The following is a 12171-nucleotide window of genomic DNA, read 5'->3' as shown; positions in this document are numbered from 1 at the left end:
GCTGCCCATACAACGCTGTATCATTAGGAGGATCTATGTCCACAATCCGTAGATTGGCAGCCATCGCTGCCGCGGCTGTGCTTAGCATGGCCATGCTGCTTCAGATTCCAGCCGCGTCGGCCGCCGAACGCCACCCATACGAGAACACCCAAACGCCGGCCGAATCGGTCCAAGAATCCAAGGAGCAGGACCCCAAAGGTTTCGCAGAACGGGTAGAACTCATCCAGCAAAGCCAGGCCCTTATGGCGCTGCTCCAAGGACTCGACAGCGACGCCAGGCTGCAGTACGTCGAGTTTTTCGCATCGACAGTAACCACTGCTCAGGCGAAGTCCTTTGTGGAGAGCACCGAAGGCAAGCACTTTGTTGTCACTGGGAGCGCCGAGAACCCCGTCGTTGAGTTGGTCGACGGACCGGCCGCAGGCCCTCAAGCAATGCCCACCTGCGCGGCTGGCTGGGCGGCAGCGGCCGCGTGGTTTGCCGGGCAGATGCTTCTCTGCTCCCCTCTCCCTGTGGTCGGTGGATTCATCTGCAACGGAGTGTTTTTTGCGATCGGCCTGCTGCCAGACTTCAATGCAGTCTGCAATTAAGGCGCAGGCGCAGTAAATCTGCCCGAACCCACGCAGCGATCCTCGCAACGACCAAGCCCCTTGGCGTTGCGAGGATCACGCCCGCCAACCGAGACCGAATGCGGGCACCGGTGGCTCTTAGGAATCACCCGCCAACGCCTCACTCAGCTGGACCAGGTACGTTCGCCATCTGCCTCGACCCTCGCGCGTGAGGCTAACGACGACCCCAGAGCCGGACCCGCGACGCCCGTTCAACTCAACAACGCCGGCGACCTCAAGTTTCGAAAGGTGCTTGCTCAACACCGAATCACTCACACCGATCCTGGTACGAAGCTCCAAAAAGCTGCACCGTTGAAGACCTTCGAGGATCGCACAGACCCTAAGGCGAATCGGAGAATGAAGCAGCGGGTCAATATCCGATTCAAGAGGCGGCATCAGCATACACCATAGTTGATGTAGTTGGAGTACAGTTGCGCGTGCCCAAACAGCAACGCCAACCAATACAACAATGCCCCGAGGAGATGCGCAAAGATGCCGACCGCGAGCGTCGGGTAGGTCGCGACCATGACCACCTCAAGCACGACAATCACAACCATCAGCACCGTGATCGACGCCACGATCTGACGCCCCCGAGAGCCGAGCCCGGAGCCGAGACGTGCCCACGCCCAAGGCCGACGGAACTGCCCAGTGGCACCTAATACCAGGCCGCAAACAGCGAGACATCCCAGCGGAATTGCGGGCGCCAGCGGGACACTTGGCCAAAGCCCTGGCCCAAGCAAAATCCATATGAAGGAGGGTGGCACAAACGCTTGGAGCAGGAGCGCCCACCACGGCACTCGGTTTCGCTCCACATTTCGCTCCCTCTCGATCCGTACAGCGTCCAGAGTAGACGCTGGTGTCATTGCCGGTTCCATGCAACCTCCCATACTTGCCAATGCGGCAAGTCTAGCACGGCGCATTAGCCGCAGAGGAGAGGTGTGGCGCATGGAGGTACGCGACGCATCGACCGAGTCCCCGTCCGCCGTGGTTCTTTCCACGACGCGTCGGACGCAACATGGGTCCATAAACCGACAGACACCGGCCGAGATGCGTCTCGCTCAGATCGGGAGCTTGCGGAAGATCGGGCGCGGGATCAGCTTGAGGATCACCATGACCCACCGGAAGAGCGGCGGCGCCCAGACCAGGGACTTGCCCTGCTTGACCGAGCTCACCGCGAGCTTCGCGACGTCTTCCTTGTCCACGGTGAGCGGCGCTTCCTTCACGTGGGCAGACATCCGGGTGCGGACCTGGCCGGGCCGGATCACCAGCACCTTGGGGCCGTACTCCTCGAGCGCCTCGCCGAGGTTGAGGTAGAAGCCGTCCAGGCCCGCCTTGGTGGAACCGTAGACGAAGTTGGAGCGGCGCACTCGCTCGCCGGCCGCCGAGCTCATCGCGATGATCTGGCCATAGCCCTGTGCCTTCAACTTCTGCCCCAGCAGGACGCCGACGCTCACCGCGCCGGTGTAGTTGAGGTTGCACGCCAGCACCGCCTTGGCCTGGTCCTGCCACAACTCCTCGGCGTCACCGAGCATCCCGAAGGCGACGATGGAGACATCCACGTCGCCGTCGGCGAAGCACTCCTCGACGGCCTCGGGATGACTGTCGAAGGCGGTCGCGTCGAAGTCGACGAAGCGTACGCTTGCCGCCCCGGCCGCCTCCAGCTGGGCCTTGGCCTCGTCCCGCTTGGGGTCATCGGCGAGCGCGGCCAGCACCACGTGCATCGGCTGAGCGGTGAGGAACTCCTCACAGATCGCCAAGCCGATCTCGCTGGTGCCGCCAAACAGCAGCAGTCGCTGGGGGTTACCCACGGCATCAATCACAGGAGCTCCAATCGTCGGGCCATGTCGGAGGCGAACACGCCGGTCGGGTCGACCTGGCGGCGCAGCGCGATGAATTCGTCCACGCGCGGATACATCTGGTGGAAGTGGGCGGCACTGACCCGGGAATCCTTGGCGCTGTAGACGCGGCCGCCAAACTCCAGCACCTGCCGGTCGAGTTCGGAGACGAACTCGTGCAGTCCGGGCCGGATCGGGAAGTCGACCGCGAAGTTCCAGCCCTCCATCGGGAAGGACATCGGCGCCTTGTTGCCGGGGCCGAACAGCTTGAAGACGTTGATGAAGGAGTAGTGCCCCGAGGACTGCACGGTGCGCAGCAGGTCCTTGAACGCCTCGATCGCATCCAACGGCACCAGCGACTGGTACTGCAGGAAGCCGTCGCTGCCATAGGCCCGATTCCAGTCCCCGATCATGTCGAGCGGGTGATAGAACTGCGTCAGGTTGACGACCTTGTTCCGGTACGCCCGGGCCTTGGCGTACCACAGCTCGCTGGCCAATCCGAAGGTGAGCTTGTTGGCCAGCCCGTTGGGGAAGATGTCGGGCGCGTTGAACAGCGCCGGCGCGTCGAAGGCGAGCGGATTCTTGCGCAGCTTCGCGGGCAACTCCTCCAGCAGCGCATGCCGGCCGCGGGAGATCTCGGCGCGGCCCAGCTTGGGCTCCGGGCTGATCGCATCAAACCAAGCGCTGGAATATTCGTACTCGTGCTCGGACCCGTCGGTGTGCAGCCGGATCGTCTCGTCCAGGGTCTTGGTGACGACCGCGTCGGCCAGGAAGTACGCCGTCTCGACGTGGCGCAGCTGCAGCTTCACCCGCAGGATCACCCCAGTCAGGCCCATCCCGCCGACGGTGCCCCAGAACAGCGTGCCGTCGGGATCGTCCTCGGAACCGTCGGGCCGCAGCGTCAGCACCCGGCCGTCGGCGACCAGCAGCTGCATCTCCACCACGGTGTCGCCGAAGGATCCGGTGGTGTGGTGGGACTTGCCATGGATGTCGTTGGCGATCGCGCCGCCGATGGTGACCTGCCGGGTGCCGGGCAACACAATGACCCACAGCCCGAAGGGCAGCGCCGCCTTCATCAGCTGGTCCAGGTCAGCGCCGGCGTCGAGGTCGACGATGCCGGTGGCGGCGTCGATCGAATGGATCCGGCGCAGCGGGGTCATGTCGATGACCAGCCCGCCGGCGTTCTGTGCCGGGTCGCCGTAGGAACGGCCCAGGCCGCGCGCGATGACGCCGCGCCGCAGCCAACTCGGCTGGTCGGCGGCCCGATCGGCCACGGTGGCCACCGCCGCCTGGATCTGCTCGAGATCGGGCGTCGAGACGACATGCGCCGTGGTCGGTGCGGTCCTCCCCCACCCTGACAGCCGGCGTACCTGCGCCGACACCTTGCTAGCGGCCATGGCCCTCCTTCTTCCGGAGCACGAGCCTACCCACCCTGCCCGACTCCGTGCCGGGCTGGGGCACGCCGACCCATGCAGCACCTGCAGTGTCAGCGGGCCGGCGGACCCTGGGTGGGATCCTCACCCCAGAACAGCCGCTCGGCGACCCTGCGGCTACGTCGCATCGCGGCCGCCAGGTCATCGAGCAGGTGGCTGGCCTGGCTGGGGCCATAGCCGAGCAACTCGGCGCAGGCGGCCAACTCGCGCCGGTCGCCGGGCAGGGTGTCGGTGGACCGACCCCGCACCAGCACCACGCTGTTGCGGACCTGGCTGGCCAACTGCCACGCCTCCCGCAGGATCCGAGCATCCTCGTCCGAGACCAGGTCTGCATCCTTCGCCGCCGCCAGCGCCGCCATGGTGTTGGGGGTGCGCAGCGGGCGTACCTCGTGGGCGTGTTGCAGCTGCAGCAGCTGCACGGTCCACTCGACATCGGACAGGCCGCCCGGACCGAGCTTGAGGTTGGCCTTGGGGTCGTGGCCGCGCGGCAGGCGCTCCTGCTCCATCCGGGCCTTGAGGCGGCGTACCTCGATCACCTGCTTGGTCGTCAACGGACGGGCCCAGCGGTGCTCGTCGATGATCGCCATCAGGTCAGCCACCAGATCCTCGTTGCCGGGACCGGCCGCCGCCCGCACCATCGCCTGCCGTTCCCAGGTCGAGGACCACCGCTCGTAGTAGCTGCGATACGCGCTCAGGGTGCGCACATCGGCGCCGCCGCGTCCCTCGGGCCGCAGGTCGGTGTCGACGACCAGCGCCGGATCGGGGCCGGGCGCCCGCAGCATCGAACGCAGGTTGGCGATCACCTGACCGGCGGCCTGGGCGTCCCCCTCGCCCATGACGAACATCGCATCGACATCGGAGCCGTACGCCATCTCGCCGCCGCCCCACCGGCCCAGTGCGATCACGCCCAGCGAGGGCGCGTTGTCGACGCCGCGGGCCGCGACGGTCAGCGCCGCCGCGATCGTGGCGTGGGCGATGTCGCTGAGGGCGCGCCCCTCCTGGTCGATGTCGGTCCGGCCCAGCACGTCGGCCAACGACACCCGCAGCAGCTCGGTACGCCGCTGCGCCCGGATCGCCTCCATCGCCTTCTTCGGCTCCTCGCGGCGGGACGCGGCCGCGACCATCGAGGCGGTCATGTCCTCCCTGGAACGCGGATCGAGCCGGCTGGTGCGGGTGAGCATCTGTACGCCGCTGGGCTCGCGCTGCAGCAGGTTCACCGAGTAGCGGCTGGTCGACAGCACCAGCGCGAGGTGCTCAGCCATGCCGCCCTCGTCGCGCAGGCCCCGCAGATACCACGGCGAGGATCCCAGCTTCTCCGACAGCTGCCGAAACGACAGCAGCCCCAGGTCGGGGTTGGCCCCGTTGGCGAACCACTCCAGCATCGCCGGCAGCAGCTGGCGCTGGATCTCCACCGACCGGCTGGTGCCGGAGGTGAGGGCCTGCAGGTGGGCCATCGCCGCCTTCGGATCCAGGTAGCCCAGGAACTCCAGCCGGTCCTGCGCGGCGGCCTCGCTGAGCCGGTCCCGCGCCCCGAGCCGCGCCACCGCCTCCAGCACCGGGGAATAGAACAGGCGCTGCTGGAGCCGCCCCACCAGCCCCTTGGCGGCCTTCCAGCGGCGCACCAGCACGCCGGAGTCGTTGCCGACGATCTCGCCGGTGCTGCGGGCCAGGTGGGCCAGGCCGGCCTCATCGTCCGGGAAGAGATGGGTGCGGCGCAGCCGGCGCAGCTGCACCCGGTGTTCCAGCACCCGTTCGAAGTCGTACGCCTCGGCGAGTTCCTCGGCGTCGCGGCGGCCGATGTAGGCGTGCCGCGACAGCGCCCGCAGCGCCTCCCAGGTGCCGCGCAGCCGGAGCCGCTCATCAGCGCTGCCGTGCACCAGCTGCAGCAGCTGCACCGAAAACTCGACGTCGCGCAGTCCGCCGACGCCGAGCTTGATTTCCCGGTCGGCCTGCCCCTTGGGGATCAGGTCCACCACCCGCTTGCGCATCGCCCGGGACTCGCCGATGAAGCCCTTCTCCTGGCTCACCCGCCACACCAGCGGATCGATCATGTCGATGAAGTCTTGGGCCAGCTCCAGGTCGCCGGCCACCGGCCGGGCCTTGAGCATGGCCTGGAACTCCCAGTTCTGTGCCCAGCGCTCGTAGTACTTCTGGTGGCTGGCCAAGGTACGCACCAGCGGCCCGGCGTTGCCCTCGGGACGCAGACCCGCATCCAGCGTCCAGAATGTGCCCGCCGGCGTACGCGAGGAACAGAACCGGGCCAGCGCACCGACCAGCTTGGTGCCGATCCGGGTCGCGTCGTCCTCGCTGGCCCCGTCGGCGGGCGCGACCACATAGAGCACGTCCACGTCGGAGATGTAGTTGAGCTCCCGGGCGCCGGCCTTGCCGAGCGCAACCACGCCCAGGCGTACGTTGTCGGCGTCGGCGCCGACCGTACGCCGCGCGATCACCATGCCCGCCTGCAGCACCTCGTCGGTGAGGTCGGAGATCTCGGCGGTGATGTCCTCCACGATCGCGGTCGGGTCGGTCTCGGTCAGGTCGCGGCAGGCAATCCGGGTCAGCGCATCGCGATAGGCACGCCGCACCTCGTCGCCGGCCCACTGCGGGCTGTCACCGCTGCCGGCAAGCTCGGGCAGCCGCCAGCTCGTCGCTCGAGCCGGCACCTCCTCGAGGTCGTCGAACTGTTCAGGATGCTGAACGAGGTGCTTGCCGAGCTGGTCGCTGGCGCCCAGCACGACGGTCACGTTGCGGCGCAGCCGGTCATGGTCGAGCAGCTGATCGACCCGCTCCGGAGCGGCATCAACCAGGTCTGCCAGCAGCATCAGGCACTGGTCCGGGTCCGCGCTGGCTGCCGCCGAATACAGCATCGGCCAGTACTCCTCCGGCCACGGCTCCACCACTGCCCGCATGCGCTCGACGTCGTCGAAACCGAGCTGGGCGAGGACGGCCATGGTCGAGGGGGTACGAGTCACGGCCTCAGCCTAGAGGTAGCCGGCCAGCCATTGGTCGGAAGATGTTCAGCACCTGTTCAACCAGTTGCACGCCGCCCCGTCGCTGCACCACCTAGGCTGGCGTCACGATGGTGGGATCTTTGGTAACACGCAAACACAGCAAGATGGCCGTCGCCGCGACGGCGCAGCTGCAGGCCATCGACGACTGGCTCAGCGACCTGCCCGAAATCGACTTCGCCCGGGCCCGTCGCGATGATCGGTGGACCGTGCGCCATCTGGTCGGCCAACTGATCGAGGTGGTGACCTCGACCACCGTCGCCCTCGGCCACCCCACCACCAAGCGTCCCGAGCCGCTGATCGACCACTGGCGTGCCAACCAGGGCCACCGCGATGAACGTTTTGACCAGGTGGTGCAGGTGTTGGGTGACGACTCCGGTCGCAGCCTGGCCCGCGACCTCCACCAGGTCAGCCAACAGTTGATCCGCCAACTCGAACACGACGACATCGCCGAGGCGCTCGAGGTCGGCATCGGGCCGATCGCCACCACCGACCGGCTCCGGATCACCCTGATGCAACTCACCGACACCGCCGATGAGCTCACGCTGGTCTGCCAACACCGCACCCCGATCCCGATCGTTGCCGCAGCCGACCGCGAAGCGACCCGCACCATGGCTGATCTGCTGGCCAAGGCGCACCCCGGCAGCAGCACCGAGGTCCGGGTGCCGCCGTACGCCGCCGTCCAGATCGGACTGGGCGACGGACCTCGGCACACCCGCGGCACCCCCGGCAGCGTCGTCGAGTGCGGCACCGACGTCTTTCGACGGCTGTGCAGCGGCCGGCTGACGTGGGAACAGGCCCGCAGCAGCGGTGCCGTGCATGCCTCCGGCGCGCACAGCGATCTCTCCACTGTGGTGCCGCTGAGCTGAGCCCCCGGGGTTGGTCGTGCTCGGGTTGGTCGTGCTCGGGTTGGTCGTGCTCCGGTCTCACAGCACCGGCAGCAGCTTCTCCAACTCGTACGGGGTGACCTGGGCGCGGTAGCCGTCGAACTCGGCGCGCTTGTTGCGCAGGAAGAAGTCGAAGACGTGCTCGCCGAGCGTCTCGGCCACCAGCTCTGACTCCTCCATGATCCGGATCGCCTCGTCGAGGTTGTGCGGCAGATCCCCGATGCCCATGGCGCGACGTTCATAGTCCGACAACGCCCAGACGTCGTCCTCGGCCTCGGGCGGCAGCGGATACTCCCCCTCGATGCCCTTGAGGCCGGCGGCCAGCACGACGGCGAAGGCCAGGTACGGGTTGCAGGCCGAGTCCAGCGAGCGCAGCTCGATGCGTGCCGAGGACGGCTTGTTGGGCTTGTACATCGGGATCCGGACCAGCGCGGACCGGTTGTTGGAGCCCCAGCAGATGTAGCTGGGCGCTTCGCTGCCGACCACCAGCCGCTTGTAGGAGTTGACCCACTGGTTGGTGACCGCGCTGATCTCGGGGGCGTGCTTCAACAGGCCCGCGACGAAATAGCGGGCGGTGTCGGAGAGGTGATACTCCCCCGAGGCGTCATAGAAGGCGTTGCTGTCACCCTCGAAGAGCGACATGTGGGTGTGCATCCCGGAGCCGGCGTGCTCGCTGAAGGGGCGTGGCATGAAGGTTGCCTGCATGCCCTGGCTGGTCGCCACCTCCTTGATGACGGTCCTGAAGGACATGATGTTGTCGGCCATCGTCAGCGCGTCGGCATAGCGCAGGTCGATCTCCTGCTGGCCCGGCGCCCCTTCGTGGTGGGAGAACTCCACCGAGATCCCCATCTGCTCCAGCTGGGTGATCGCAACCCGGCGGAAGTCCCGACCCATGCCGTGCACGGTGTGGTCGAAGTAGCCGGAAGTGTCGGCCGGTTCCGGCGACAACAGCGAACCATTGCCCTTGAGCAGGAAGAACTCGATCTCGGGGTGGGTGTAGAAAGTGAAACCCTTGTCGGCCGCCTTGCTGAGCATCCGCTTCAGCACGAAGCGGGGGTCGGCGAAGGAAGGCGACCCGTCAGGCAGGTGGATGTCGCAGAACATCCGCGCGGTCGGGTCGTTCTCGTCGCGCCAGGGCAGCAGCTGGAAGGTCGACGGATCGGGGCGGGCGACCATGTCCGCCTCGTACACCCGGGCGAAGCCCTCCACCGAGGACCCATCGAAGCCGATGCCCTCGGTGAACGCGCCTTCAAGCTCGGTCGGCGGAATCGCCACCGACTTGAGGAATCCCAGGACATCGGTGAACCACAGGCGTACGAATCGCACCTGCCGCTCCTCGACCGAGCGCAACACGAACTGGGTCTGCTTGTCCATGGGCTCAGTCTGGCACGACCCTCAGCTGTCCTCCTCCTCGTCCTCATCCGGGTCGTTGAAGCGAGGATCGTTGTCGAAGGCCTCGTTGCGTTCCCGCGAGGTCTCGATCGCCTCCTGGGCCTCCTGCTGGGTCGCGTAGGGACCCAACCGGGCCGCCGCCTTACAGCCCTCCCACGGCTCGACCCGCTGGTGTTCCAGGCAGTAGTACCAACCCTGCTTCTTGTCCATGGCGTCAGCCTAGGAGGTCAGCGTCCGCGCCGACACGCCGGCTCCCAGGAGCCGCCTATGATGCGCGTGTGAGTCCCGTACGCCAATACCCCGTCACCCCGATGCGCAGCGTCCCCAGCTCCATCCCCCGCCCCGAGTACGTCGGCCGGATGGGACCCGAGCGGGTCATCCCCGGCCACGTCCAGTCCGCCGAGACCATCGAGAAGATGCGGGTCGCGGGCCGGATCGCCGCCGATGCGATGGCCGAGGCCGCCAAGGTGATCGCGCCCGGCGTCACCGCCGACGAGATCGACCGGGTCGGCCATGAGTACATGTGCGACCACGGCGCCTATCCCTCGACGCTGAGCTACAAGGGCTTCCCGAAGTCGCTGTGCACCTCGATCAACGAAGTGATCTGCCACGGCATCCCCGACCTGCGCCCGCTCGAGGAGGGCGACCTGGTCAAGATCGACGTCACGGCGTACAAGGACGGCGTCCACGGCGACAACTGCGCCACCTACTTCTGCGGCGAGGTCGACGAGGAGTCCCGGCTGCTGACCGAACGCACCAAGGAGGCCATGGAGCGCGGCATCAAGGCCGTCCGCCCGGGCCGCCAGGTCAACGTCATCGGACGAGTCATCGAGAAGTACGCCGCCCGCTTCGGCTACGGCGTGGTGCGCGATTACACCGGCCACGGCGTCCACACCGCCTTCCACTCCGGGCTGGTCATCCCCCATGTCGACGAACCGCGCTTCGACACCACCATCGAGGTCGGCATGACCTTCACCGTCGAGCCGATGCTGACGCTGGGCACCCACGACTGGATCATGTGGGACGACGACTGGACTGTGCTCACCAAGGACGGCTCCCGGTGCGCCCAGTTCGAACAGACCCTGGTCGTCACCCCCACCGGCGTGGAGATCCTCACGACTCCCTCCGAGGCCGCCTGAGGGCGTACACTCGTGCGCTGAACGAGTCGGCCGGGTGATCGCGGCGCAAGTCGAGGAAAGTCCGGACTCCACAGAGCAGGGTGGTAGGTAACGCCTACCCGGGGCGACCCGCGGGCCAGTGCCACAGAGAACAGACCGCCCCGCAAGGGGTAAGGGTGAAACGGTGGTGCAAGAGACCACCAGCGCGTCAGGTGACTGGCGTGGCTCGGCAAACCCCACCCGGAGCAAGACCAAGAGGGCCGCTTCGGCGGCCTGCGGAGGCGTACGAGGGCTGCTCGCCCGAGCCTTCGGGTAGGTCGCATCGCGTACGCGCGGGAGGCCGCCGGCGACGGCGGTCACAGATGGATGATCACCGGCCCCGCAGGGGTCACAGAATCCGGCTTACAGGCCGACTCGTTCCCCATCCCTTGTTCTTGGTGAAGGGGTCAGGCCAGTTCGAAGTCGACCGTGCCGGCGACCAGGTCCACGGCGGTGAGCCGGACCTGGACCTGCTCCCCCAGCGGCAGCTCCCGATCCGCGGTGACGGTGGCCTCGACCGCGTCGGCCTCCACCACGATCCGCCCCCTGAAGCGGGTCGCGTCGGGCTTGGCCTCGTCGACGTCGACCACCACGGCGGTGAAGGTGTCGCCGACGCGATGCTGCAGCACCAGCGCCTCGACCAGGTCGACGATGCCGCGTTCGTACGCCTTGGCACGCCGGTCCGAGTCACGCATCGTGTCGGGCAGTTCGGGGTAGGCGGCCAGCACCCAGTCAGCCGGCCGCTGCCCGTTGACCAGCGCCAGGCAGGTCTCCAGGGTGTAGCGGTCCACCAGCCGGCGCAACGGTGCGGTGCAGTGGGCGTACGGGGTGGCCATCGCCGCGTGCAGCGGCTGCTCGGGCACCTCCCCGTCGAAGGCCTGATAGCCGGCTCCCCTGAAGAGCAGGGTGCAGGCGTTCATCATCGCCGAATGACTGTGGATCGAGGTGTCCAGCGTGGGCACGAAGTCCTGGTAGGGCATGTCGGCCGGCCAGTCGATCCCCAACAGTTCGGCGGTCTCGCGCAGGGTGCGCTCAGCATCGGGTTCAGCCGGCGGCAGCGTACGCAGGATGCCGACCTTGGCCTCGATCATCAGCTTGGCCGCGGCGATGCCGGTCAGCAGCGAGATCTGGGCGTTCCAGCCCTCCACCGGGAGCGTGGAGCGGAAGGACAGCTGCCAGCGGCCGTCGGTCGCCTCGACCTCCTGGTCTGGCAGGTTGAGGCTGACGCCGCCGCGGGCGCGTTCTTGGGCCTGCCGCAGCTGACCCACCTCGGCCAGCAACTGCAGCGCGGGATCGGCGTTTCCGGCATCCAGGTCGGCCTGCACCTGCTCGTAGGTGAGCTGGCGGCGGTTGCGCACCAGCGCGCGTTCCACCGTGGTCTCGGTGAGCGCGCCCTCAGCGTCCAGTCGGTGCTGCCACACCAGCGCGGGCCGGTCCTGGCCCTCGAGCAGGCTGGCCGCACCTTCGGAGAGCTCCGGCGGGTGCAGCGGCGTACGCCCGCTCGGCGCATAAAAGGTCTGGCCGCGACGGTGGGCCTCGGCGTCGATGACGCCGCCGGGCTCGACGAAGGACCCGAGGTCGGCGATGGCATACCAGACCAGAAATCCCTCGGCGTCGCGCTCCAGGTGCAGCAGCTGGTCGACGTCCTGGGCGCCGGGCGGGTCGATCGCCACGAAGGGCACCTCCCGCAGGTCCCGCTCAGGCATCGGCGCAGCCTTCGCGGCGGCGATGGCCGCGGCGGTCACGTCGGACGGAAAGTCATCGGGGACCTCAAGCTCCTCGCGGAGGCGGGCGATCCCTTCGGCGATCGGCGCCGGAGCCCCGTCGGCGCTGCGCAGATGGCGGGCCGGCACG

11 protein-coding genes and 1 other RNA gene are annotated in these 12171 nt (G+C 67.7%); 4 read left to right on the top strand and 8 right to left on the bottom strand.

The window, feature by feature from the left end:
• The first annotated feature begins 92 nt into the window (after positions 1-92).
• Positions 93-587, top strand: a complete 495-nt coding sequence (locus CGZ91_RS09560) for a hypothetical protein (protein WP_179229301.1) — start codon at positions 93-95, stop codon at positions 585-587.
• A 117-nt stretch (positions 588-704) separates the two neighbouring features.
• On the opposite strand, the gene CGZ91_RS14980 is transcribed toward CGZ91_RS09560, so the two are convergent.
• The 5 genes from CGZ91_RS14980 to CGZ91_RS09540 form a co-directional block, all read right to left on the bottom strand.
• Positions 705-1001 (bottom strand): transcriptional regulator, encoded by a 297-nt coding sequence (locus tag CGZ91_RS14980; RefSeq protein ID WP_407670868.1) that lies wholly within the window; start codon positions 999-1001, stop codon positions 705-707.
• Positions 1001-1183 carry a hypothetical protein gene (locus CGZ91_RS14050; RefSeq protein WP_144276859.1) on the bottom strand — a complete coding sequence of 61 codons (183 nt, stop codon included), beginning with the start codon at positions 1181-1183 and terminating at the stop codon, positions 1001-1003. The genes CGZ91_RS14980 and CGZ91_RS14050 overlap by 1 nt, the downstream gene beginning before the upstream one ends.
• A 480-nt stretch (positions 1184-1663) precedes the next feature.
• Entirely contained in the window at positions 1664-2425 is a 762-nt protein-coding gene (locus CGZ91_RS09550) for a decaprenylphospho-beta-D-erythro-pentofuranosid-2-ulose 2-reductase (RefSeq protein WP_094454663.1), read from the bottom strand.
• A complete protein-coding gene (locus CGZ91_RS09545; protein ID WP_094454661.1) occupies positions 2422-3837 on the bottom strand; it encodes an FAD-binding oxidoreductase in 1416 nt (471 codons plus the stop codon). The genes CGZ91_RS09550 and CGZ91_RS09545 overlap by 4 nt, the downstream gene beginning before the upstream one ends.
• Positions 3838-3926: 89 nt before the next feature.
• Complete coding sequence (locus CGZ91_RS09540) at positions 3927-6845, bottom strand: bifunctional [glutamine synthetase] adenylyltransferase/[glutamine synthetase]-adenylyl-L-tyrosine phosphorylase (RefSeq protein ID WP_094454659.1); 2919 nt, start codon at positions 6843-6845, stop codon at positions 3927-3929.
• Between the two features lie 119 nt (positions 6846-6964).
• On the opposite strand from CGZ91_RS09540, the gene CGZ91_RS09535 reads away from it, so the two are divergent.
• Positions 6965-7750 carry a sterol carrier family protein gene (locus CGZ91_RS09535; protein ID WP_179229300.1) on the top strand — a complete coding sequence of 262 codons (786 nt, stop codon included), beginning with the start codon at positions 6965-6967 and terminating at the stop codon, positions 7748-7750.
• A 57-nt stretch (positions 7751-7807) separates the two neighbouring features.
• Here the strand turns inward: CGZ91_RS09535 and glnA are convergent, their stop codons facing one another.
• Together glnA and CGZ91_RS09525 are read right to left on the bottom strand one after the other, a co-directional pair.
• A complete protein-coding gene (glnA, locus tag CGZ91_RS09530) occupies positions 7808-9142 on the bottom strand; it encodes a type I glutamate--ammonia ligase (RefSeq protein WP_094454655.1) in 1335 nt (444 codons plus the stop codon).
• Positions 9143-9163: 21 nt separating this feature from the next.
• Positions 9164-9370 (bottom strand): hypothetical protein, encoded by a 207-nt coding sequence (locus tag CGZ91_RS09525; protein WP_094454653.1) that lies wholly within the window; start codon positions 9368-9370, stop codon positions 9164-9166.
• 68 nt (positions 9371-9438) lie between these two features.
• On the opposite strand from CGZ91_RS09525, the gene map reads away from it, so the two are divergent.
• Both map and rnpB read left to right on the top strand, forming a co-directional pair.
• Complete coding sequence (map, locus tag CGZ91_RS09520; RefSeq protein ID WP_229115920.1) at positions 9439-10299, top strand: type I methionyl aminopeptidase; 861 nt, start codon at positions 9439-9441, stop codon at positions 10297-10299.
• A gap of 22 nt (positions 10300-10321) precedes the next feature.
• An RNA gene (rnpB, locus tag CGZ91_RS09515) (RNase P RNA component class A) lies at positions 10322-10699 on the top strand.
• Between the two features lie 25 nt (positions 10700-10724).
• On the opposite strand, the gene CGZ91_RS09510 is transcribed toward rnpB, so the two are convergent.
• Positions 10725-12170: an RNB domain-containing ribonuclease gene (locus CGZ91_RS09510; protein ID WP_229116551.1), complete on the bottom strand. Its 1446-nt coding sequence runs from the start codon at positions 12168-12170 to the stop codon at positions 10725-10727.
• Position 12171: the final 1 nt, after the last annotated feature.

This window comes from Parenemella sanctibonifatiensis (assembly GCF_002250565.1).
GTDB lineage: Bacteria > Actinomycetota > Actinomycetes > Propionibacteriales > Propionibacteriaceae > Parenemella > Parenemella sanctibonifatiensis.
Note: the sequence above shows the minus strand (reverse complement) of the source record. Positions and strands in the feature narration are given on the sequence as shown.